The sequence below is a fragment of the Bacillus sp. FSL R9-9497 genome (assembly GCF_038005805.1).
In the GTDB taxonomy this organism is placed as follows: domain Bacteria; phylum Bacillota; class Bacilli; order Bacillales; family Bacillaceae_G; genus Bacillus_A; species Bacillus_A cereus.
In genome coordinates, this window is sequence record NZ_JBBOTY010000001.1 from 3,040,994 (window position 1) to 3,065,966 (window position 24,973).

Consider the following 24,973-nt stretch of genomic DNA (forward strand, 5'->3'; position numbering starts at 1 on the left):
AGTCTCCCTAATTATATTTTCTCAATACAAAATATTCTAAATGTTAATTAAATATTGATCCAAAAGAAGAGAATGGTGCTATAATTCTCTTGTTAAAAATAATCTTTGGAGGGATAATATGAATTTTAAAAAAGGGATTACTGCATTTTTATTAGGTACTGTGTTTGTTTTTTCAAGCGTTGGCGTTTCAGAGGCTTATGTAAAAGAAGGATGGAAGCTGCCTTCAAAATCAGCTACATATAAATGGGGAGACAGATTAGACGATGGTTCAAGTATCATCAAATCTGGTTGGCAAGCTGCCGATTCAGCCTGGTACACTGCTTCTCGTATTAATTTTACAGTTTCTGCTTCTTCTGTGAACACATTAAACTCTTGGTTTGAAAGTTCCTCTACTTATTATGGAAGAATGAAGACATCTTATAATACATCCACTAAAAAAGTAACGAAATTTGCCGGTGATATTAACGCAGGTAATACAAATATTACAAAATCAAATGTTGCTAAAAGTACAGGAGTCCATGAGTTTGGTCATGCAATAGGAATAGGTCACAACAGTGGTACTTCAATTATGAACAGCAATCGTAATCGTACTACTATGCATGTCCCTCAAACTGACGATAAAAATGGTGTAAATGCAATCTATTAACAGAAAAAGGAGATGATTTCTTAATGTTAAGTAAAAAAGCAAAAACTATGGTAATTGCAATACCTTTGGCTACAGTAATTGGTTTGGGAGGATATTCAGCATTTAATAGTCACTTCTCCCCTGTTGCTGAAGAAGATAAGAATACCGAAACTGTTATTCTCAGTAAAGATTTCCCTGCTACAAGTGACTTAAATCAAATGATTAATGAAGCAGATCTAGTTGTAATCGGTGAATATGAAGGTCTTGACTCTAAGTGGAATATGGCACGTAATCCAAGTAATCCATCGGAAGAGGACAAAGAAAATTACGTTGAAGGACATCTATATAATTTCAACATTTCCGAAACAATTAAAGGTGTGAATGAAAATAAACAAATAAAAATCAATCATCGTTTCGCTGAAACTGTAAAACTTGAAGATTCTAATGCAGTTGTTGCACCAGATGGCACAGTTACAAAAAAGGCTACTAAGATAACTACTAAAGAGGTGCAAAATAAGGATCCTTTATATATCGAACCTATGGTTAATAAAAAATATATGATGTTTTTGAAGAAGGATCAATTATTTGGTAACTACTACGGAGCAATTGAACCATTCGCAATTACCTTTGATGAAAATAACAAAGCAGATCTTCAGACAAACATAGAAACTATTAATGAAAGTAAAATGTCTTCTAAAGCACAACTTGCAGGAAAGACCATTGTATTAAAAAATGAAATACATGAAACTATTACTGATAATATTAGCGGTAAGACCCTTGATGAATTAAAAGAACAAGTAAAACAAAAAAACAAGTAATCCTTATAACTTATAATGCTTTTCCCTATTTCATAAGATAATTAAAATTAATTTATAACTGTTATTACAGATTAAAGAAAAATCATTTTTTTCACCCAAAAGCAAAGCAACTGCCTATCAATTTTTTTAGTAGGCAGTTGTTCAATTATTAAAATAAAGTACCATACTGTTTAATTAAATACTATTTCCAAAACAAAAAAGTAAAGGTTTTCAATTCACTTGAGCTTTCTTGTCTCTAATTCATATATTCTTCTAAATTTATTTTTTGTATATCCCCCAAAAAAAATCCTACATAGCGCATGTACCAAGATTCATCCGCATAACTAGTTACATTCTCCTTTTTCTATTGTTAATAGCTTCACAATAAAAGCTGTTAAACGGAAAAAGTGCGAAGTCTTAAATTAGACTTCGCACCTTATATAAATTTACAATTAGTGACAATACCCATACAAATACAATATATAATAATCACTCATTATATGTGTTGCTCTTTTAATCGGCCAATGTATAAACCAATCCTTTTGCTTAGCTATCTCTCATGATTGGTTTGATTGTTTCTACATACTTCATCCCCTCTATCTATACTCATTTCAAGCGGTAATCCATTCCGATTGAAATTACAAATGAAAAAATTTTTCCGTTTTTCCTTGTTGCCTACTTGCTAAATTCAGCAAGTAAAATATCTTTAAAAAATTCCGGATTATTAATGTTTAAACTGTTCGCATTGATAGCAAATGTATGTTTTCCTCCAAGTGTTCCACCAACAAAAGTGGAAAACCCTGGAACGGCACCCCTATGTCCCCATATCGAAACACCGTTCGGAAGTTTAATTTCAAGAATTCCAAGGCCATATCTAGTTCCCTCTCTTTCTGTAGGAACTGTAGTAAGCATTTGTTTTAGTTGCTGTTCCTTCAGTATTTTGCCACTGAGTAAGTAAGAGAAGAATTTGTTTAAGTCGTCAGCATTAGAAATTATATCTCCATCCGAGCTACCTGGGTTAATATAAGTAACGTCTTTTAGCTCACTCGCTCCGTCTAGTTGCAAATAGCCACGGGCATGCTTGGTGCCTGGAATCACGCTTGAATTACCAGGTAAAAATGTATTTGACAAATCAAGCGGTTCAATAATCCGATTTTCAACCTCTTCCGCATAGCTGTTTCCTGTTACTTTTTCAATAAGGATTCCTAGTATTACATATCCTGTATTTGAATAAGACCAACCCTTTCCTGGGGCAAAGTCTGGGGGAAGTGAAATCCCCATCTTTACAAATTCTTCAGCCGTATACGATTTTTTTATATCCGTAATATCAAAGTCTTTTGAATTTATATAGTCAGCAATACCACTTGTATGATTCAATAGTTGCCGGATCGTAATCTGGTTACCATCATATCCGTTTCCTTGAATAACACCAGGTAACCATTTTTCAATGGAGTCGTCTAGATTCAAACGGTTCTCTCCAGATAATTGAAGTAGAACTGTTGCAATGAACGTTTTCGTCACACTGCCAATGCGAAAGCGAAAATCTGCTTTCATTGGTTTCTTAGTTTTCAGATCCGCTACCCCAGCTGTATAACTCCAAGTTTTACCCCCCTTAGAAATTTTAGCGAGTATTCCCGGGTATCCAAGTTGCAGTTCATCTCGCATTGCTTTCTTAACAGAAGTACGATCGTTTTGCGTACTTGTTTGTAACGAACTAGATACATTTTGCGTAGATTCTGCTTTTACAATTGATGTTGGTGTTATGTATAACAGGGAACTTCCAGCTATTAAAAGTGCTAGACTTGCACATGTAATTTTACTGCGTGTTTTCATAAAGAATTCCTCTCTTCTATTTAAATTGTATTGATGGCTGATAGCTTTCTCATATACGAACCACACAGCTATCAACTCTCCCAATGATAAAAGTCAACACTGAATTTGCAATTATCGTACTAATCATTATTTTCACAAACACCATTGTGTCCTAACAATCTCTAAATCACTCTTTTTCCATATGCATATTAACCATAGAAATTACTTCTTTTCCTTAAAACACTCTTGTTACTGATTATTTGTTTTATATGTAGGCCGTACTTGTTCCCCCCTTCATGCCTCCTTATATTTTTATCCTACACAATGAAAATCTCTTTTTTCTTACCTATTCCTTACAAATTCCTTACATACAAAATCACTTCTACAATAGGATTGAAGTAGCATCTGTGCCCGAAAGCGCAAAAAACACCGATGCTTTTCGCTTCAGTGTTTTTGCGCTTTACATATTGTAAGATTCGTTTTACTCTTAACAGGTTAAACTGCTGATTTTTTCTAATGCGATTATTCTTCTTGTTATATAAAACAAATTTCATTGTGTTATATGACACACTATGAAATTTGTCATTACGGCACATGATTCTAAATTTATTGATGTACTTGAGATGGACTCACTTTTTGAATTTGAACAAGTATATCAAACGCTTTACCTAATGATATATCAACAGTTTTTGGTATATCAGGCCCTTCGGTAGTTATTCCAGCGAAAATTGGATGTTGTTCGTTTAACCAAGTTTTTGTCACGCCGTTCGCCTTACGTAAATCAATAAAAAATTGATCTTTTTTGACCTGTCCAAAAATGTAGTTATAACTGTTTGGATCATCCGATTTTAATGTTCCATAGGGGCCAAATTCACCATTGCTATTCTTCACATTGTATTGTCCTTCATAAACTGACGTTCCAATAGATACGTACCGTTTTCCGTAATATTCTGCTAAATGCTGCCCTGCTACTTTAGGGTATATAAAAGAAAGCATATTTGTTTTCGAAACGTGTCCATTATGTCCCCATACAATGGTTTTTCCTAAATGTTCTTCAGTCCACTTCGCATTTTCATACAATGCAATATCATGTTTCAAATAAAAATCCGCTGGTTTATCAGGAGGTGTCGCTAACATTGTAGTAAACTGTTCAATAATACGAGCATTTTGCTTTATCCATACGAACTCTTTAGATTTCCCATTTAAATGACTTTTATTTTCCTCTAATAAAGCACTAATTTGTTTAGCATCTAAAACATACTTTTCTTTTTCTTCTTTCGTAAGGCTTTCAAAAGTATTCATATCCTTTGTTACAGGAATAAGCCCTTTTATCTTCTCTTCTACTCTAGGCAACAGTTTTGAATTGTTCGCTTTAATATATTCTATTATATTATTATAAACATTTTCGTTTACTGATTGAATGTCCATCCCGATGACACGTACTTTCGATTTATGTTTTGGATTAGCATTATATTGCCGAATCCAATCAAGTAAATCTAGCATTTCTTTCGTCTTAAATACAGGTGTTAGATGTTGGTTTGGGTTTCCCTTACCAGTAAGAACATATCGATCAAGTTCCAAGGCCCTGTCCCATCCCTCTTCTAAAACTAGATTGGTAAAGCCCTTTTCAGATACTAAATACTTAACAATGCGGTGTTTCATCGTAAAAACTTCATGAGCCCCATGCGTAGCTTCACCTAAACCTACAATTGAAGCTGAACCTACCATATCCTTAAGTGGTTTCAAATCATTAAGAGATGCAGTTGGATTAGTTGTTTTTAAAGGCTTTGCATGTGCTTCTAACCATTTCGCTATTTGATTTGTATTATAGGGAGCTGTAACAGAAACCTCTGTTTTCGAATCTGCATAAGTATTTCCTACAAAATGAGTCATTGTTATAGCAGAAGCAACAATTGCAATAATTATTTTCTTTTTCATAAAAAACCTCCTGAAATATTTACTTATAGCTTTTTGACATACTCTGCCAACTTCCGTTTAAAACATTCATTTTCTTATTACTGTTAAGATACATTTATTCTAGTTCCTAAAACTCACTTATTTCTTAATAGGTTCTTAAGAAATTCTTAATTCACTTATACAAATATAAAACTAAATAAGCTTCAATTCATTGTATTGTAAATTCCTCATTGCATAACATTATAATGTACAGATATCCGTTATAAATGATGTTATCTAAAGTATTCAATTTCAGTATGTATTATTAACGTAGTTAATATATGGTTAATATGAAGTTCCAAATTTTGATTGTTTGTAGTCTCTTTATCATAGAGTTAATTTAGGGGTTATTTTTTGTTCACTTCATTTTTTTCGGCACTCTGCATCTAGACGGTATACCCATTGGCCACAGTTAGACTATTTCAAATCAAAAAAAATAGATTACCTGCACACTAAAGAGTATAGCGCACAGGTAATCTAGTTGTTTTTGAGATTAATAAAAACCTAATTTATCTTTTGAATTCTTCCATCAATAATAGACTGAATTGGTTCTTTTGATTTTTTTATATAATCTACTAATGCTTCAAAATCAGTTGGTCCTGTTTCAGCATCTTTACCGTTTTTAAAGGATACAAATCCATCTCCCCCTGAAGCTAGAAATGCGTTCGCAACGACGCTGTAAGTTTTAGAAGGAATAATTTCTTCTCCATTTGTTAAGCGAATACTTGTTACTTTTTCTCCATTAGGCTTGTTCGCATCCCAAGTGTATTGGATCCCTGAAATTTGAAGCATTCTTGTTATGTCTTTTTGCCATTGTTGATTTAAAATATCACGAATGTCTTGACCTGTTAAATTTACTTTTATTAATTGATTTCCGAATGGTTGAATACCATATATCTCTCCCCATGTAATATCACCAGCATCTAAGTCATTACGAATACCACCAGGATTCATAAGTGCAATTTGGGATTGCATTGTTGCACGCTGAGCATCAGCAACTAAATTTCCGAGAGTAGATTCACCAGCCGTATTGAGTTTACGATCTAGTGGAGCAATAGACTTACCTACAATTTCATTAACAAGAGGTGCGATTTTTGCTTGATATTTCTCCATCTTCTTCTTGATTTTTTTATCAGGCTCCATGCCTTCATGGTAAGTTGTAACAATTTCTGCTTTTTTCTCAACAATATCTTGTGTTTTACGATCAATCTTTACATCAACATCAGCAAAAGCCATACCATATGAATTTGCTTGTACGACAAGTTTATTATTAACAGTTCCATTTACATAGGTGTGGCTATGGCCACCAAAAATAACATCGACTTCTGGATCAGTCTCATTTGCTAATCGGACGATATCACCATTTGTTACGCCGTTCCCATCTGTTATACCTCCGTTATGTGCAAGAACAACGATAGATTTAACGCCTAGTTTTTTTAATTGCTTTACGGATTTGTTAATAGCTTCAACTTCATCTGTAATTTCTACATTCTTTAGCATAGTAGGCATAACAAGGTTAGGAACATCCGTTGTTACGACTCCGATAAAGCCAACAGGAACTCCTTGTACCTTTTTTATAGTGAATGGTGGTAAAAATAAACGACCGGTGGATTTATTATAGAAATTTGCAGCAACATATGGGAATTTTGCTCCTTTAAAATTTCCTGTTTTCTCATGGTATCCACCATAAATAAGGCGGTTCATTTCTTCAACACCTTCATCAAATTCATGATTTCCTATCGTTCCAACATCGAATTTCAAATCATTTAGAAATTCAATCGTAGGTTCGTCTTGTAATAATGCTGAAACAGGAGTACTTGCTCCAACAACATCGCCAGCATGTACCTTTAATGTATTCGGATTTTGTTTTTCACGATCACGTAAATAAGCCCCTAAGTACTCAATTCCCCCTGCATCTTTATTGTTAATTTTTTTTACAGTGTCTAGTTGCCCATGAAAATCGTTAATACCGAGCATTTGTACATCTATGTAGCGGTTTTGTTCTGTACTTGCTTGGATTGAAGGCGCAGCAAATACACTAGTAAAAGTAACTGTACTTAATGCTAAAGCAACTGGAATGATTTTTTTCAACATAAAATTTCTCTCCCCTAATTAAAATCTGACATAATACGATGTTATTTTAATATATTAAGAGAATTATTTCCACAAAAATTCTACCAATTATAAAAATTAATAAGATTTTATTGTTTTCTGATAAGATATTTCTTCCTCAGAAAAATGTATATTTCTTTGTTTTGAGGATTATTCAAAATATTATCTTGATAGTAATATAACAATACTTCTAAGAAATCTAAAAAACTCTAATCAATATATTTTAACTGTTAAGAAGAGTATTCAATCCAAAATTAATGGAGATTTATCAACCTAACATCTCAATATCACCATTTAAAAAGATGCTCCTGGATTTATCCAAGAGCATCTTTTATAAAGCTTTATTTTTTACTTGTTTATAATTTATCAATTAACAATTATATAGTTGTAATCAGTCATTTAAAAATAATAGGAGTGCTTCATTAAATTCTTTAGCATGCGTTGCATGTAGCCCATGTGGACCACCCTTTATTAAGGCCACTTTAGAATTAGGAATTGCTTCATGTGTTAATTTCCCACTATATTCATATGGTACAGTTGCATCAGAATCACCGTGAATAATAAGAGTAGGTATATTAAACTTCTCCAAGTCTTTTCTAAAATCTGTCTTACTAAAGGCGGTAATACAATCAAGTGTTCCTTTAGGTGATGCACTGGCTGCAATATCCCAATTATATAAACGGAATGGCTCACTAACTAAATCTGTTCGATTACCAGCCGCGAAAAATCCCTTAGTAAATTCATCAAGAAATGCAAGGCGGTCATTTATCACACCACTTTTGAATGCTTCAATTGTTGCATCATCTAATGCCCCTTCAGGATGATTCTCTGATTTGTATAAATATGGAGGTACTGCTCCAGCAAAAACAGCCTTTTCAATACGATCTGTTCCATACGTACTAATATACCGGGCTACTTCGCCTCCACCCATAGAAAAACCAACAAGTGTGACATTTTGAAGCTCTAAATGTTCTAATAGTTGATGTAAATCAGAAGTAAAGGTATCATATTCATACCCTTCCCACGGCTGAGATGATTGTCCAAATCCTCGACGATCATATGTTATAACTCTGTATCCAGCCTCAACAAGAGCGGGAACTTGGTATTCCCAAGATCGACCACTTAACGGCCAACCATGAATGAGTACAACTGGTTTTCCTGTGCCATGATCCTCATAATATATCTCAATTGGTGCTTGATTTTCGGTTCCTACAGTAATTTTAGCCATGCTTCTACCTCCAAAAAATATTCTAATATGTATCCTTTTCTTCAATAATCTGGATGAATGTCATAACCTATTCATGCACGTTTATGTTGTGAACTCTAAGTATGAAACTCTATTGTTCCAATGCATTCATTTTCTCCTTTTGGAACAATCCCCCCTCTAATACCTTTTTCATCATAAAATAATTACTGAACATTACTCCTATTCAATTGTAATAACAAAAATAGGTGACTATCAATATTGTTCTATCTATAGGATGTATAGGTAAAACCAATCTATTTTATAGTGAAAACAACTATAGTTACAACCTATACGAATTATAGATAATTTAGAATTGATTAACGAATCAGTTTTCAAATACTATAAATTTGTATAGCACTTCATGTTCTATGAATGCTGCTATAACCAATATTATTGGTCAGCTTAGTTATAAACGAAGAAACTTATGATAGTATTCGACTATTTAAAATTTCTTCGATTACTTAATTTTTAGGAGGAATACATAATGACTGATCTCTATTCTCGTATTAACAAAGACGATGCTGTCGTGCTTTTAGTAGATCATCAAACTGGTCTTATGTCCGGACTAGTACGTGACTATGGTGTTGATGAATTCAAGAACAATGTTTTAGCTCTTGCTCATACTGCTAAGTTTTTTGATTTACCAGTTATTTTAACAACAAGTTTTGAAAACGGGCCTAACGGACCTTTAATGCAAGAATTGGTTGATCTCTTTCCTCATGCACCAAAAATAGCTCGACCTGGACAAATTAACGCATGGGATAATGATGATTTTGTAAAAGCAATCGAAGAAACTGGAAAAAAGCAACTTATCATCGCGGGCGTAGTTACGGACGTTTGTGTTGCTTTCCCTGCACTTTCCGCTATAAAAGCTGGATATGAAGTATTTGCTGTTACTGATGCTTCAGGAACTTTCAGTAAACAAGTTGCAGATGCTGCCAATACACGTATGGCACATAGTGGCGTGCAACTTATGAACTGGTTTAGCGTAGCTTGCGAATTACAACGCGATTGGCGCAACGATGTCGAAGGTTTTGGCAATTTGCTTGCTAGCAATCTTCCAGGCTATCAAAATATAATTGGAAGCTATAGAGGAGCTCAGCGAGATCTTAGTAAACAAAATGCATAAATGTATCTCAAGTAAATAGCTTTAAATCACCTTTTTTAAAGTAGATAGTATAAATTTAGTGCTGATTAAATCAGCACTAAATTTAAATTAAAAAGTATAGTAGAGCTTCAATTGACAGAAGATACATTACTTTCAATAAACAATTGAAAAAGGAGCGTTTTATTATGAGTAATTTAGAATTGTTAAATCCGGAGAACAGTGCCTTAATTTTAATTGATTTTCAACCTCAAATGACTTTTGGAGTTGCAAGTATTGATAGACAAACATTGATTAATAACGTTATGCTACTTGCTAAATCAGCAAAAACTTTTAACGTACCTACTATTCTTACTACAGTTGAAACACGCAGCTTTTCTGGTTATTTTTGGCCACAAATTCTTGATATATTCCCAAACCATGAAATTATAGAACGTAGTTCAATGAACTCTTGGGAAGATCCGAAATTTGTTGAGGCAGTTAAAGCAACCGGTAGAAAGAAATTAATATTTGCAGCACTTTGGACTGAAGTTTGCCTTGCATTCCCTGTGCTTGAAGCAATTAAAGCTGGCTATGAGGTATATGCAGTTGATGATGCTTCAGGTGGTACTAGTTTGACAGCACATAACGCTGCTATGCGTCGTGTAGAACAAGCTGGTGCAATTCCAGTGACAGCAATTCAAGTTTTACTTGAATACCAACGTGACTGGGCACACAAAGACACTTATGATGCTGTAATGGAGATTGTAAAGGAACACACTGGTGCTTATGGTCAAGGTGTAGAATACGCATATACTATGGTGCATGGCGCGCTTCCAAGCAGGAAAATATGAAACAAGAAGGAGTAGCTGTCGAAGAGACTTATACAGGGAACACGATGGATGCCGGCAATCCAGTAACAACGATTGTTACATGGGAAATTCAAGAAGGTAGAGAAAAACAGTTTGAAACATGGAGACATGAAATTGAGGCTGCGGCTACTAAATTCCCAGGACATTTAGGTGTAAATCTAATAGTCCCAAGTAACGAATCCAGAGAGTATACTGTTATTTTTCGCTTTGATACGTATGAGCATCTACGTACTTGGCAAGAATCAGATGTTCGCCGGGATTTGTTAAAAACGGCGGAGCAATTTCAAGCCGCTAATCCAACTTACAAAACTGAAAGCAGTTTGGCTTATTGGTTTGTTACTCCGAAAACGCCAGTTCCACCGCCAAAATGGAAAATGTCTATCGTTACCCTTCTGGGTGTATGGCCTCTTAGCATGTTAGTTCCTAAAGTGATAGGACCTATTATAAAACATATGAATCCTATTATGTCAGCTTTTTTTGTTTCTGTATGTATCGTGTCCTTGCTATCATGGGTAGTCATGCCGATTTTCGGTAAATTATTTCATCCATGGTTACAAAATAATAGGAAGTAGACGAGGTGTGAATATGAATGTACCGGATATGGTCTTATACAACGGAAAAATTACTACCCTTGACCCTTCTCAGCCTGAGGTATCTGCTATCGCCATAACTGATGGTTTAGTCACTGCAGTAGGTGGAGATGAGCTTCTTAATAGTGCCACGGAAAAAACAAAAAAAATAGACCTTAAAAGAAAGAGAGCTATTCCAGGCCTGAATGACTCTCATATACACGTTATTCGTGGTGGTCTGCATTATAATATGGAATTACGTTGGGAAGGCGTACCATCACTTTTTATTGCTCTAGAAATGCTCAAAGAACAGGCAAGACGTACACCTGCTCCTCAGTGGGTAAGAGTAGTTGGAGGTTGGTCTGAATTTCAATTTAAAGAGAGACGGATGCCAACATTAGAAGAGATTAATGCTGTTTCTGAAGACACGCCTGTCTTTGTGCTACATCTTTACGATAGAGCACTTGTAAATCGTGCAGGGCTACGTGCACTGGGATACACGAAAGATACCCCAGATCCTCCAGGCTGTTTAATTCAGCGGGATAAAAGAGGTAATCCAACGGGCCTTTTAATTGCTAACCCTAACGCTTCTATTCTTTATTCAAGTTTGGGTAAAGCTCCAGTACTTAATCTTGACGACCAGATTAACTCAACTCGCCATTTTATGCGTGAATTAAATAGATTAGGTATTACAAGTGCCATTGATGCAGGTGGCGGTTTCCAAAATTATCCTTCTCGACTACAAAGTTGTTGAACATTTAGCCGAGAAGGAACAATTAACTTTACGTATTGCTTATAATTTATTTACGCAAAATCCTAATCATGAATATGAAGACTTTGCTTCATGGACAAAAATTGTTTCTCCAGGTCAAGGAAATGATAAGTATAAAATGAATGGTGCCGGAGAAATGTTAGTATTCTCTGCAGCTGATTTTGAAAAATTTCAAATGCCACGGCCCGAACTAGCTACGATGATGGAAGCCGACTTAAAGAAAGTAATTTCTCTATTGGTGGAAAACCGTTGGCCATTCCGTTTACATGCAACTTATGACGAGTCAATCACACGTTTCTTAAATGTATTTGAGGAAGTTAACAGAGAAATTCCTTTTAATGGGCTACGCTGGTGGTTTGATCATGCAGAAACAATCTCAGATCGTAGTATGGAACGTGTTAAGGCTTTAAATGGCGGTATTGCCATCCAAGACCGCATGGCTTTTCAAGGTGAATACTTTGTTGACTTATACGGAAAGGAAGCTGCAAAGCATACTCCTCCGATTTATCGTATGTTAGATCTTGGTATACCTGTTGGCGCCGGTAGTGATGCAACCAGGGTTTCCAGCTATAACCCTTGGGTCGCTCTTTACTGGATGGTTGCCGGAAAAACCATTGGTGGTCTTTCCATATACGATGAAAAAAATAAACTTGATAGAAAAGTAGCCCTGGAATTATATTCAAAAGGAAGTGCGTGGTTCTCTGGTGATGAAGGTAAAAAGGGAACCCTGGCAGTCGGTCAGTTTGCTGATATTGCTGTATTGTCTGCTGACTACTTTACTGTGCCAGAAGAAGAAATCAAAGACCTTGAATCATTACTCACCATTATGGGTGGGCAGGTTGTTTATGGAAATGATGAATTTAAAAATTTATCACCTGAATTGCCGCCAGCATCACCTGATTGGTCACCGACGGGCGTTTATGGGTATGGTGGTGCTAACCTAGCCAACACTATACTTTCTCACGATTCCCATGATAACAAGTTACATAGTTGTAGTAACCCTCTCCATCAACATACTCATACCGTAATAGGAAAAGATGGAACTAAATGGGGGATTGGTTGTACTTGCTTTGCTTTCTAAATCAAAACCACCGGTATAATGCCGGTGGTTTTCTTTCTACAATAAGGATATGTAGATTCAAAATAGCAGTGTATATCCCTTATGGAATCTGTTACTATACGATAAGACCAAAGAATTGATTGATTAACTTAACTTGTTTTTGATAACCTTCTCTCCTTGCAAAGTCTTTCCTTTTTTCCTTAATTAAAAATCAATGGTATCCCCTTTTGATCGACTACACCACACATATAAATCCACTGCCCTTTGACTTTAATATAGATCTTAATTTTTCAATTGTTACACTAAAATCATTATTATTTCTATTACACTGATACTTTTTGAGAATCATTTAACTTCTGCATAAAGATACGTGCTGCAAAACTTAAAAATTTATCATCAAAGTGAATAAGATTAATATCTTGACTTGGTGTTGGATCAGTAATACGAACTATGCTCAAAGTATCATTATTAACAAAGTTAACCAGTGAAAGAGGTATTATAGCAACCCCATGTCCATTGTATACAAGGCTCAATAGAGAAATAGAAGATTTTGTTTCTATATTTGCTTCAGATAAAGATAACCCTAAACTCTCACAATATATCTTAATAGATTCACGACAACTACATGAAACCATTACTCTACTGAGCCCTACTAATTCTCGAAAAGAAACAAATGATTTTTCATTCAAAGGATGATTTTTTGGAATGACAAGGACGAGCTCTTCACTATACAAAAGGGTGTTTGTTAATGTGTCTGGAATTTGAGCACTACGTGTAATCCCGAAATCAATATTTTTGTCAACGATTTGATTTACAGCAACTTCGGATTCTATAATTTTTACTACAATGTTGGGATAATGTTGTTGAAACTTCATAATATAAGGTGTTAAATAAGTGAGATCCTCTAATAAACCTCCTATAGTAATCACACCTCTTTTTACACCCTTTAATTCAAAAATTTCATTATAAACGTCATCAAATTGTTGCATGATAAATTTTCCTTTATCAAATAGCAGCTTACCCGCTTCTGTCATTTTGATACCTCTTCCAACTCGATGAAACAAGGGTGTATCAAGTTCACCTTCTAAAACTCGTATTTGTTGACTTAAAGTCGGCTGTGAAATACCTAGAACTTCCGCAGCTTTAGTGAAACTATTATTATTACAAACTTGAATAAAATACTCTAAATGACGTAATTCCATTCTTGATACCCACTCTCCGCTTTATGAAAGATTTATAATTTAAAGGACGATATGTATATCGTTAACATAACAACTTTATTTCATACTATACCAATTGAAATTACACGTTTTATTCATTTTGTATTATAATAAATTTACTACCATTTATTAATTTTTCCTCCTATTTATTTAATTTATATTTAATTAGGACATTACTAATTCGAGATATATTTCTAAAAATTTATAGTTCGAGTGCATAATACCCTAATTTTTTCAACTTTTCGATTATCATTTTTTTCTCAATATAGTCCAAACCACCAAATATTTGCCGAATCGCCTCTTTATGCTGAGGAAAAATAATATCCATCAATTCAATACCTTCTGAAGTAATTGACGCATACGTGACACGGCGGTCTTTAGGACATGGTTTTCGTATTAAGAACCGCTTCTTTTCCAACTTATCCACTACATACGTGATACTACTACTTGCAAGTAATATTTTGTCCCCAATTTTTTGTATAGGCTGATCGCCTTTACTATACAGTAGCTCAAGCACTGCAAATTCAGTTGGATTAAGTCCATAACTTTTTATATCCTCTTCAATACGCTTAGTAATTGACTGTACTGCCCTTGATAATATAACAAATAACTTTAAAGATAAGCTCTCATCGTTAATCACGCTCATAATTACCAATCCTTTACAAGTTATCTTGAATTCGAGATTCATTATATTATCGTCAAAATATTATGTCAATCATTCATTTTAGCTTTATCAATCCAATCATAATTTATTTCTCAACATATGACATATGGAATTAGAAGAAAACAATTGTTACTATATAAGTATCTCAATTACGTTATTTCTTCTAAAGAGAGCTTGTTTTTAATGGCAAGTTCTCTTTTGCCATATTCTAAATTGAATCCGGACAAATTTCAGAGTATATGATATAGTTTTTAAACAAAGATTAGAGCTCTCCTACAAGAAGGAGAGCTCTAATCTTTCATATAAATATTCACCATTTTTATCATTACGGGACATCAAAACTTTAACTTGATGGGGATATGGTGCTATCTCGATTAATAAATATTACAAATCATATATCTATCATATTTTTTATAAACAGGATTAATTAGATTTAAAAAAAGATTTCTTTTTCTTTACTCGTAATAAGTCACCTGTCCATCCTTTGAATCGCATATACATATACATCCCCCCTGTTGTGAAAATAATAAATAAGAGAGCGATTAAATAGCTATATTTCCATTCTAGTTCAGGCATGTATTTAAAATTCATACCCCATAATGCTCCTAAGGCTGTCAAAGGCGTACTCACAGCAGTTAATACAGTAAGAGCTTTCATAATTTCATTCCCACGATGAGAAGAAACAACTTCTTGTAAATGAATCATCGTGTCTAATTCTTCTTGGTACTCTTTAACAAGTTGTAATCCACGCTCTAATTTTACGTGTGTTTGTTTATAACAAAGGGTGTTTGTTAGTTTTTCTAACCAAGCTTCTTTTAGGCCTTGTAACACTTCTTGTATTAAGCGAAACACATGTGTGTTCATAAATAATTCATGACGAATATGATAAATCCTTTCTAAAACTGCTATGTTATTATGATGATAAAAATCCCATAATACATTTCTGAAATTGTTTTCAAAGTAGTCAACCTTTCGCAAATAATGAGATATAAACATTGATAAGATAGCACATAATCCTTCAGCGGAACTATTACAATTTTTTGTACCCATAGGGAAATTATGTATTAATTTTTTGAAATCCTCTTCCTCTTTTTCCTGAACTGTTATCAGTATTCCATGAGCTACGAAATAATGAAGAAATTTTTGAATTTTGGCGTCCTTTTTATCTTGATCATATAAAAACGAACCATATACACAAGTTTGACTTGGTGATAACGTATAAACATATAATCCATTTTCACAAGGAGAACTTATTTTCTTTACAAATTGAGAGAAATAAGATGTTACATCACGAGGGATTATAGAAGAAAGTTTTTCAAGCTCACTAGTTTTCACATGATACCAACTCCATTTCGTCATTTTTATGCATTCCATATTATTCTTCCTTTCTAAATTGTTTTATGTTTAATCGAATCATAACCGTAATATGACATTTGTATGTAGGTATTCATGTCTTGGAGGAAAAGTTTTTAGATCATCTAAATTACAAAATAAATGACATAGGAGGCCTTATTCTTTTAAAAGAAAGACCCCCTATATATTAGTTATTTTCATTCTCAATTTTAAACATTTCCTCTATACAAGCACTTTTTATCTTTTCTTATAAAGAATTTATTATATATGGAAAAGAAGCTACATAATTTGGCACGTCTATTCAACAAACTCCATTTCATTCGTTATTATAATTTGGATTCATATGCAGATTGATTGGTGATGTCGTCAAATACTTGACTCCCAATAATATAGTATCCATGGAGTGCAGCCTCTTTCGAAGCGTCTACCATACGGAAAGAAGAAATTTCACTTTGCATTTTTTCAATTCGTTTTTTGTGGAGATCTACTATTCCTCCTGTCCAAATAATAGTGTTATACTGTTCTAACTTAAATTGTTCTTGTAATACACGCATGACGTCTTGGAAGTGTGCATCCAACTCTTTTTGAATCAAAGTATGAACCTGACTTGTCTCATGATTTTCTTCTCGACATTCATATCCTTTTTCTAATATGTTTGGCATGTCGTTAATATGCAATTGATTACTTTCACCCTCATGATTCTGCACGATATTCTTAATATTTTTCAAAGGCTTGCTACATCCTAGTTCCGTCTCATAATGATTTAAAATGAGATTCTGTTTCATATCTGTCATTTCTAATGTGCGAAATCCACCATCAATAATTAAGATGCGATCTCGTTCCTGAATGATTCCCTCTTTTAAGAAATAGGCATGTAAAGCGACCGGTTGCTGAAGAATCAAAGCATTTTCCACCGTAATATGAATAAATTTCCCATCAATTTGCACGGAAGTTTCTTTTTTTAGTGCACGTTGTAATTGCTCATGCTGACTACCAAAACAACTGATGGGAAGCCCGGTAACAACTAAAGGTAACACGACATTTTCTTTATAATCCTTTGCAATGCAACCAAATATTTGTTGTTTAAATCGTTCGCTTTCATAATAATTTTCTATTTCTTCGTCAAATGGAGGAAGAAATGAAGCGTCAGATTGATGTGCTTCATTTCCCATGTAGTATGCAAAGTCTAAGTCTATAAAACTTACCTTTGTTAAATCTTCACTTTCAGCATGATTAGGTACAGGGGCTAGTGTGGAAGCTTCACTCTTAACCGTCATCTCAGAATCTACATCCTGGCGATATGCCCTTTTGGTAAAGCCAATTCCTACATCAATTGCATACAGAGATTTCATACTTTTTTCCTCACTTTCTATTTTTAGAGTTACATCTAGGCACTCTCTTCTTTCCCTTCTTTCACATATTTCTTTTCATTTTTCGTTTTTTCCCCGTCTAAGTTCTTACTATTTTCATTTATTTCGTAATCCTTTTCATCTGTTTTCTTTTTGTTATTTTCGTTTTCTGTTAAGTCTTTAATGGTAGAAATCACAACTGGTGTAGCTGTAAGCAGTTGTGGTAATGTTTGTTTTGCAACATTAGCTGCAGTTACAGAAAATTGTTTACTTGTCTCAGTTACCTTCTCCAATGTTTCCTTTATGTTTCCTTCTTGTAGTTTTTCTTTTACGCTTTTTCCTTTTGTTTGTATAGCTTTCCGATTTTCTTTTTTTAATAGGGAGACGATGACTCCGGTCGTAATTCCAATCACAGCATATTTAAATATTGTATGTTTCATTTTTCTCATCCTTTTCTATTTTTATTTTCTTCCATGCTACAACCTAAAATAATTCCCTTACCTATTTATCAGATGTTGCAATCTATTACAGAGAATGATAGTTTTGCGGCTGCCTAGCATTCGCCATTGGTACTTCAGCTGTTACTAGGAGTAAAATCTTCCCTTGATCTAGTTTTTCTTCATATAAGTTAGCTTCCTCCTTCGACAACCCCATTTCTTCCATTTGATTTCGAAGTTCGTCCCCTTTTTTGGAGAAAAAGTTGATAATACTTGTTCCCAATCCTTGTTCTTTTACTCCAATCGTATTTGTGTTTGTATCATCCGCAATCCTTTTTGTTATATGTTTTTCATGTGCTAAAACATAAATGTCATCGTGGCGAACCCCTTGCAATTCTAGCTCTTTTACTTTCATAACTACTTCCTGTTCATTTTGATATTCATAAACTACCGTTTTTCTTTCATTCGTATGCATCGTATCTTTCCTCCTTTAGATTTTTTATTTTTTTATTTAGTTGTTATGTAATATGTAATACACCTATTTTAAAGATGTTAAACCTAAATTTTCAAAAAATTTTACACAATAGGTTATTCATGTTTTTAATATCAAAGAAATGTCACAAGAACTTTGCTTTGATAAAAGCGCTCCAAATAACGATTTGTTTGGAAGGTAAGCCCATTGTTTTATAGAAATCATAGAAAAATAAAAAAGCACTCCTTTTTAAAGAGTGCTTTTAAAAAACATATAACCTAATCAAAATATTTCTATTTTGATTACGGAAAGAAAGTCTTTATTAAAACATATGGTTGCTAATTTAATTGCGATCTGTCTTGCACCCAAGCAGCAATATCATTTATAACATACTCAGGGATATTAGCAGGACTATAATATTCATTTGGCTTACTTATTTCCCCTTCACCCTCTGTAAAGAAATGATTTAACTTTGGATATAGTCGATAATCTACGTTATCTCGTTCTTTTAATTGTTCTTTCCAAAGAGGAATTTCAATTTTTGATTGAACTTGATAGTCTCTTTCTCCTTGAATAATAAGAAGCGGTGTCTTTTGTTCTTTTGACATTTCTGCCGCTTTAATTTTCCGTATAGAATCCCAAAATACTGCTGATCCTAAGTAAAAATCTTTTGGGGGATTCTGACCAGAGAAATTAGGATCATTTAATAATTCAAATTGCGATTTGTAGAATTTATATTGATCCAGGTTCATTGCTCCAATAGAGAAAAGGTACTCAAATTGATCTAAAACAACGTCTTGGATCGTACGAGCTGGCCCTCCCATTACAATTGCTCCAGCAATATTTTTATTTTGGTCTTTTTCAATCATTTTCGGAAGCATCATTCCACCTTGACTATGACCCAAAATATAAATTTGATTTTTATTTATTAGAGGCTCATTTTTAAGAAATTGAGTTACAAGAAGAGCATCATCTGTTGTCTCTTTATCAACTGTATAAAAGGGACTGAATTGTGTTTTCAACCCATGTTCATAAGTTCTTTTATTATAGCGAAGGACAGCAATTCCCTTCGATGCAAGACCTTCAGCTAAATCGCGAAATGGTTTTAAAGCAAACGCTGTTTCATCCTGATCAGTTGCTCCTGATCCTTGAACAAGAATAACCGCTGGAAAAGGACCCTTTCCTTTTGGAACCGACAATGTTCCTGGTAATGGAAATGCACCACTTCCAACTACTACTTTTTTATCAACAAATGATTCAGGCTTACTATATGATGGACGCTCTGCAACAGGACTAAACGACATGCTGAGTTGAAAATCGTCTATTTTTCCAGATGGATCTAGTTTAATTAGTAAAGGTACAGTCATTTTTTCAAAAACTAATTGAATCTCTACATTTGTATGAACAGGATTTGTCTCTTTTTGTGTAACCTCTCCAATTTCTATAAAAGAACCTGCTTGTAATTGCACTGGGAGTCCCTCCCAATAGTTCTTCAGCCATTCTTCGGATATTATTTTCTGTAATGACCTTGAGGTTAAATCAAATGCAGATTTATAATCTTCACTATTCATATGGCGAATAAATGAAAGAGTAGTAGATATAATAGGATTTTCATCATCACTATTGTCTACTTTTTTTATAGTTGTGTTTGCTTCCTTTAATTTCGAACTAAATTGGTAGTTAAACGGATAGTTATATGTATCAGGATATAAGCTTGTTTTCAATACTTCCGTATTCCGTCCCTCATACAAACTTGAAGAACTCGTAAAATTTTCAGGTGAAATTACTTCCTCCGCATATGAGACTGAGGGAATTGCTATTGTAAAAATTGCACTGACAAGTAATAACTTATTACTTATTCTTCTTTTCTTACCCATAATTATTGATTCTCCTTTCAAAATTAAAAATTTCTAATACAATATGCCAACTATAAGGAAAATAAAAATTATGAAAGAGATTAATAATCTATTTTACGATCCCCCCCTAACTAGTTAAAAATCTATCATTAACAAACTTCAATAAAAAATGCCTTCCCCCTCTTTTTTTATCATTGGATTTTTCAGTGACATAGAAGCACAGTGCCGTATTACATGTAACTGACCCATGTGATTCTCTATTCCAAAAGAAAAAAGCAATCCACTAGATGCTTTCTTTAATTGTTCTCACTCTAATTTTTTTAGATAATTCTCTTATTACTGTAAGATACATTTATTCTAAATCCTAAAACTCACTTATTTCTTGATAGGTTCTTAAGAAATATCAAAAAATAAGGAAAACAAGTTATTTGGTTATTCATTCCGTAAGCTTAATGCTCAAGTTAGTTTTTTTCACACGGTTAAACTTTATTAAGAAAACCTTAAGAAATTTCCCTCTATATTCATAAGAATTTTTTTCTATACTGAATCCTGTAAATGAACAAGAGGAGAAACGACCATGAAAAAATTTGTACTTTGCATACTAGGAATAGGCCTTCCTATATACTTACTACCTTTCATATTACGCGGGGATTTAGACAGATTTAATCCGATTGCTGAAGAAAAAAATGTATACGCCGTTGCGAAAGGATATGGTGTTCCGGATTATCATCAAAAAGGAAAAGCTATGTACTCACTAAAAGCTGTTGATGAATTAAGCAATGAAAAAGAATATAATGTTGGAACGAACACGCCTAATGATTTTATAAGAAAAACTTACTTAAAACTTCATGTGAAAGGAAAGTATGTGTATTCTTACGATATCATTTCTAAAGAGGATATTCCGAAGAAAATAAGGGGACAATTGGAGATAGCCAATAAATAAAAGAGCCACTTCGTACGATTTGGCTCTTTATTCTCTCTCCCATCTACCGTTGGGAAAATTCTTTCGGTAGATTTATTAAATTCGTTATCATTGTTCCAATAACCATTGTTCAATTACTTTTACTGTTTTATCTCGTTGTGCTTTTGCCGTAATTAAACTCGCATTATCACCTTTTTGCTCACCATACATGCCAAAATGAGCATGGTTTCCCCCTTTTATCATGTGCATAGTAGTATTCTTTGACATGAACTTTTTATTGCTCTCTATTTTTTCAACAGTTGCTAAAGCATCTACTTCCCCGTAAATTGATAACATTGGAATCGATTTCGTAGAGAAGTCATCTGCAGGATACGAACCTAAGAAAATAATCCCGTCTACCTTTTCTTCATGTTGAAAGGCATACCTAGAAATCATAGCTCCGCCCATTGAATGCCCAGCAACATACCATTTTTGAACTTCAGGATACTGTTCAATTACACTATCTACCTCATTTATTCCAAGTATCGCTAAGTTTAATGGTAACTTAGGCATTACTACAAAATGCCCATCTTTTGCAAGAGCTTCTCCTAAGTAACTATAAGCCTCGGCTTCTACTTTAGCTCCTTGATAAAAAATAACTCCTATTTTTGCATCTTTCTCTCCAAAAACTATATAATCTTCATCTTTTTTATCATCTACTAAAGACAAAGCCTCTTTCGTTGGTTTATAAGTAAACTGAGACCAAGTTAAAAAAGTAATACTTCCGACGATTAAAATAGCTAGTAAAGAGTACAGAACAATTTTTATCCATTTTTTCAAAAAGATGACCTCCCTAAGATGTATATATTCTATATTTCAGATTATCATTAATAAACATAAAAACTCGAGCACTTTTATTATGCTCAAGTTTTTAGTTCCGTCTTTAATTTATACTATAAATTGTCCAAGATAAATATGTAGCAAATGCAGACCATAAAAAATATGGTATTAGCAACCATGCCGATACTTTAGATAAATTGGAAGAAAACATAATGAGAAGTAACGTAGTAATAGCGACTAGTAAACAATCTACTGTTGCTAAAAACAAATTCTTTTGGCTAAATTGAAAATAGCTGAACGCTTGATTACATATATAATTTAAAAGGAATAAAAACCAAAATGTTTTTGGCTTGAATCCATAGTTGTTGTAAATAATTGCAACTGATAATGCGATAAGTCCAAATAATACAGCCCATATCATTCCGATTGTCATACCAGATGGTGTCCAAGACGGCTTTTCTAACGCATCATACCAAGTACGATCAATAGGGAATAAAACACTAGAAACATAAAACAAACCATATGTTAGTAAAAATACTATAATACTAGATTTTTTCATAAACATTCTCCTTTTTACTAGAAGATTATAGAAACTTTATATGATTAGTATGTCCTTGTACTGGATAAAATTCTAATATTAAAATTCAAAATACATATTGTTTAACCTATTTCATACAAATTCTTTCATACTTTTATATGCACAAAGGGCTCTCTCCCGTGCTGCCTTATGATCAACAATCGGAAAGGGATATGTATCACCAAGTTTTATATTGGCTTTTTGCAAAATATGCTCAGATGCTTCCCAAGGTTTATGTATATACTTATTCGGTATACCTCTTAATTCTGGTACCCATCTTCTTATATACTCTCCATTTTTATCAAACTTTTCTCCTTGTGTGATTGGGTTAAAAATACGAAAGTACGGTGATGCATCTGCTCCACTCCCAGCAACCCATTGCCATCCCATTGTATTATTTGCAATATCAGCATCTAGTAGTGTATCCATAAACCATTTTGCTCCTTCTTGCCACGGAATTAACAAATGCTTTACAAGAAAAGAGGCTACAGCCATTCTTGCCCGGTTATGCATAAAACCTGTTCGCCATAGTTCTCGCATTCCCGCATCAATAAACGGATAACCAGTTTCACCCTTCTGCCATACTCTTAATAACTCCTCTTCCTTATCCCACGGGAAATTTTCAAAGCTCTTATTAAGAGGTTTATATACTGTAAATGGATAATGATATAGCAAATAATAAGAAAACTCTCGCCAAATTAATTGACGTATAAAGCTATTAACTTGTTTTTCAAAAAGACTACATTGTCTTTCGGTACTTTTATTTATTAAGTAATGAAACATTAGCTTTACTGATATTTGACCAAATGAAAGATACGGTGCCAACATCGAATGGACATTTTGACCTGGAAAATCTCTTCCTTCACTATAAGAGACTAATTTACTAGAGAAAAATTTCTTGAATGTTTTATATGCCCCTTCTTCTGTCGGATCCCATATTACTTCCATATGAGATGTCCACGGTATAGTCGGCAACAATTGTAATTCTGAAACAGATAAGCTTGCTGGTAAAGAGTTTCCCCACTTTATACTCTGCACTCTGCTAATAGGTTTAGGTATTACCTGCTTTTGAAATGCATTGTAAAAAGGCGTAAACACCTTATATTCAGTGTTATCTTTCTTTTTAATAATCCACGGTTCTAATAATAAATGCGAATTAAATTCTTTACAGATAATACCTTTATCCTCTAACATCATTTTCATTTTTTGATTAGATTGTAATCTGTCCGGATCATAACAAATATTCCAATATACAGCCGTTATATCTAATTGCTCTATGAGAGAAAGTATTTCTTCCTCCGTACGTCCTTTACGAATTATTAAAGTAGAGCCCAATGCCTCAAGTTGCTTCTTTACATCTATTACAGCATGGTGCAACCACCACTTTGACGCACTTCCTATTGAAAAAGTTTCCTCTTGTATATATACAGGAAGAACCTCACCAGACTGAACAGCCTCAAATAGAGCTGGGTTATCATATAAACGAAAATCTTTTTGAAACATAACAATAATTTTATTTTGCATGGCTATCCTTTCCCATTCTTAAAGCAAAATTCATTCTTTATTAGAACAAATACTTCTGTTATTTTTAAATGATTATAAGAATCATTTTTTGTAATTGCAAACAAACTCTTCTATCTTTAATGGATTTTTCCAACTCTTAATAAAGATAAAAATATAATGCACTTTGTACTTATCTTAAACTCTTATAAAATAAAAAAGAAAATGGAGAGAAAGATGAAAAAACAATTTTATAAACAATCAAACTTAAATACATCTATAGATTCAACAATCCTATGGACTTTTCAAAACCAAAATGCCATAAATACACTTTTGAATGAAGGTAAGCTTATAACCGATCCTATTTTTGTTAGTAAAGAAGATTGCACAGCATATAAATACATTGTAAGACACATGAAACAGAAAGGTATTGACTTTATTATAGATTTCCCCATTTGGGCATGGCATTCATGCAATGGTTACCAAAAGAAGCCTACTTATGAGACTGCAAGAGAATTACTATCAGATATTCAATTAGAAAAAGAAATATACCTCATCGAATTCACATGTCCTAATTTTTTATTCATGTTAACAAACTATAGCGGATGGTGCGACATTTATTTTAAACTTACTGGCAATCCTAAAGCAAGTGTAACAAATGATGAAGAAAAATACTTATTTAATCTTTACCCTACCATTGAGGAAGAATGGGAATATCATCATATCCAAGCAACTCTACCCTACCTAAAAAAAGAATGGATTATACAAATAACTGAACTTAGTAAAATGAATGGATTTAACAAATAATATTGTTTATGAATGCTTTATTTAAGCATTCATAAACATAACAAATAGTCACATGAAACTAATACATTTAAAATAGCGTTTTTTTATAATGG

21 protein-coding genes and 1 pseudogene are annotated in these 24,973 nt (G+C 33.5%); 8 read left to right on the forward strand and 14 right to left on the reverse strand.

Translation table 11 applies throughout. From position 1 onward, the window contains the following. Nucleotides 1-118: 118 nt before the first annotated feature. Both MKY21_RS15665 and MKY21_RS15670 read left to right on the forward strand, forming a co-directional pair. The gene (locus tag MKY21_RS15665) at nt 119-646 is read left to right on the forward strand and encodes a matrixin family metalloprotease (protein WP_001009604.1); all 528 of its coding nucleotides are present in this window, start codon (nt 119-121) and stop codon (nt 644-646) included. Nucleotides 647-669: 23 nt separating this feature from the next. Continuing rightward, complete coding sequence (locus MKY21_RS15670) at nt 670-1,443, forward strand: hypothetical protein (protein ID WP_000949362.1); 774 nt, start codon at nt 670-672, stop codon at nt 1,441-1,443. Between the two features lie 654 nt (nt 1,444-2,097). On the opposite strand, the gene MKY21_RS15675 is transcribed toward MKY21_RS15670, so the two are convergent. From MKY21_RS15675 to MKY21_RS15690, 4 genes are all read right to left on the reverse strand, one after another. Continuing rightward, nucleotides 2,098-3,321: a serine hydrolase domain-containing protein gene (locus MKY21_RS15675; RefSeq protein ID WP_341076750.1), complete on the reverse strand. Its 1,224-nt coding sequence runs from the start codon at nt 3,319-3,321 to the stop codon at nt 2,098-2,100. Between the two features lie 519 nt (nt 3,322-3,840). Next, nucleotides 3,841-5,172, reverse strand: a complete 1,332-nt coding sequence (locus MKY21_RS15680; RefSeq protein WP_000726831.1) for an erythromycin esterase family protein — start codon at nt 5,170-5,172, stop codon at nt 3,841-3,843. Between the two features lie 522 nt (nt 5,173-5,694). Beyond that, on the reverse strand, nt 5,695-7,284 hold the full coding sequence (locus MKY21_RS15685; RefSeq protein ID WP_016122791.1) for a bifunctional metallophosphatase/5'-nucleotidase: 1,590 nt from the start codon (nt 7,282-7,284) through the stop codon (nt 5,695-5,697). Between the two features lie 409 nt (nt 7,285-7,693). Next, nucleotides 7,694-8,530, reverse strand: coding sequence for a bromoperoxidase (locus tag MKY21_RS15690; protein ID WP_139848957.1), 837 nt, complete (start codon nt 8,528-8,530; stop codon nt 7,694-7,696). A 502-nt stretch (nt 8,531-9,032) separates the two neighbouring features. Between MKY21_RS15690 and ycaC the strand changes: the two genes are divergently transcribed. The 4 genes and pseudogenes from ycaC (at nt 9,033) to MKY21_RS15710 (ending at nt 12,926) form a co-directional block, all read left to right on the forward strand. Continuing rightward, the gene (gene ycaC, locus MKY21_RS15695; RefSeq protein WP_000131214.1) at nt 9,033-9,677 is read left to right on the forward strand and encodes an isochorismate family cysteine hydrolase YcaC; all 645 of its coding nucleotides are present in this window, start codon (nt 9,033-9,035) and stop codon (nt 9,675-9,677) included. Between the two features lie 164 nt (nt 9,678-9,841). Further along, on the forward strand, nt 9,842-10,486 hold the full coding sequence (locus MKY21_RS15700; RefSeq protein ID WP_000067162.1) for a hydrolase: 645 nt from the start codon (nt 9,842-9,844) through the stop codon (nt 10,484-10,486). Then, nucleotides 10,483-11,076 carry an antibiotic biosynthesis monooxygenase gene (locus tag MKY21_RS15705; protein ID WP_016122792.1) on the forward strand — a complete coding sequence of 198 codons (594 nt, stop codon included), beginning with the start codon at nt 10,483-10,485 and terminating at the stop codon, nt 11,074-11,076. Before MKY21_RS15700 ends, MKY21_RS15705 begins: the two co-directional genes overlap by 4 nt. A gap of 13 nt (nt 11,077-11,089) precedes the next feature. After that, nucleotides 11,090-12,926, forward strand: a pseudogene (locus MKY21_RS15710) (amidohydrolase). A gap of 302 nt (nt 12,927-13,228) precedes the next feature. On the opposite strand, the gene MKY21_RS15715 reads toward MKY21_RS15710, so the two are convergent. The 7 genes from MKY21_RS15715 to MKY21_RS15745 form a co-directional block, all read right to left on the reverse strand. Next, on the reverse strand, nt 13,229-14,107 hold the full coding sequence (locus tag MKY21_RS15715) for a LysR family transcriptional regulator (protein ID WP_000423188.1): 879 nt from the start codon (nt 14,105-14,107) through the stop codon (nt 13,229-13,231). A 220-nt stretch (nt 14,108-14,327) separates the two neighbouring features. Then, complete coding sequence (locus tag MKY21_RS15720) at nt 14,328-14,771, reverse strand: MarR family winged helix-turn-helix transcriptional regulator (RefSeq protein ID WP_000111426.1); 444 nt, start codon at nt 14,769-14,771, stop codon at nt 14,328-14,330. A 441-nt stretch (nt 14,772-15,212) separates the two neighbouring features. Then, nucleotides 15,213-16,163: a magnesium transporter CorA family protein gene (locus tag MKY21_RS15725; protein ID WP_322369462.1), complete on the reverse strand. Its 951-nt coding sequence runs from the start codon at nt 16,161-16,163 to the stop codon at nt 15,213-15,215. 305 nt (nt 16,164-16,468) lie between these two features. Then, nucleotides 16,469-17,494 (reverse strand): ParM/StbA family protein, encoded by a 1,026-nt coding sequence (locus MKY21_RS15730; protein ID WP_061113108.1) that lies wholly within the window; start codon nt 17,492-17,494, stop codon nt 16,469-16,471. A 35-nt stretch (nt 17,495-17,529) separates the two neighbouring features. Then, nucleotides 17,530-17,931 carry a hypothetical protein gene (locus MKY21_RS15735; protein ID WP_000683215.1) on the reverse strand — a complete coding sequence of 134 codons (402 nt, stop codon included), beginning with the start codon at nt 17,929-17,931 and terminating at the stop codon, nt 17,530-17,532. An 85-nt stretch (nt 17,932-18,016) separates the two neighbouring features. Further along, nucleotides 18,017-18,403, reverse strand: coding sequence for a general stress protein (locus MKY21_RS15740; RefSeq protein WP_000557320.1), 387 nt, complete (start codon nt 18,401-18,403; stop codon nt 18,017-18,019). Nucleotides 18,404-18,738: 335 nt separating this feature from the next. Continuing rightward, complete coding sequence (locus tag MKY21_RS15745; RefSeq protein ID WP_137074887.1) at nt 18,739-20,277, reverse strand: alpha/beta hydrolase; 1,539 nt, start codon at nt 20,275-20,277, stop codon at nt 18,739-18,741. A 556-nt stretch (nt 20,278-20,833) separates the two neighbouring features. On the opposite strand from MKY21_RS15745, the gene MKY21_RS15750 reads away from it, so the two are divergent. Then, nucleotides 20,834-21,199 carry a YxeA family protein gene (locus MKY21_RS15750; RefSeq protein WP_006918137.1) on the forward strand — a complete coding sequence of 122 codons (366 nt, stop codon included), beginning with the start codon at nt 20,834-20,836 and terminating at the stop codon, nt 21,197-21,199. A gap of 87 nt (nt 21,200-21,286) precedes the next feature. Here MKY21_RS15750 and MKY21_RS15755 read toward each other — a convergent pair whose 3' ends face one another. The 3 genes from MKY21_RS15755 to MKY21_RS15765 form a co-directional block, all read right to left on the reverse strand. Next, complete coding sequence (locus tag MKY21_RS15755; RefSeq protein WP_049108397.1) at nt 21,287-21,997, reverse strand: alpha/beta hydrolase; 711 nt, start codon at nt 21,995-21,997, stop codon at nt 21,287-21,289. A gap of 103 nt (nt 21,998-22,100) precedes the next feature. Further along, nucleotides 22,101-22,556 carry a TspO/MBR family protein gene (locus MKY21_RS15760; protein WP_048657114.1) on the reverse strand — a complete coding sequence of 152 codons (456 nt, stop codon included), beginning with the start codon at nt 22,554-22,556 and terminating at the stop codon, nt 22,101-22,103. A 111-nt stretch (nt 22,557-22,667) separates the two neighbouring features. After that, nucleotides 22,668-24,098, reverse strand: a complete 1,431-nt coding sequence (locus MKY21_RS15765) for a cryptochrome/photolyase family protein (protein ID WP_326036504.1) — start codon at nt 24,096-24,098, stop codon at nt 22,668-22,670. 213 nt (nt 24,099-24,311) lie between these two features. On the opposite strand from MKY21_RS15765, the gene MKY21_RS15770 reads away from it, so the two are divergent. Then, nucleotides 24,312-24,881, forward strand: a complete 570-nt coding sequence (locus MKY21_RS15770; protein WP_016122800.1) for a DUF3841 domain-containing protein — start codon at nt 24,312-24,314, stop codon at nt 24,879-24,881. Nucleotides 24,882-24,973 lie beyond the last annotated feature (92 nt).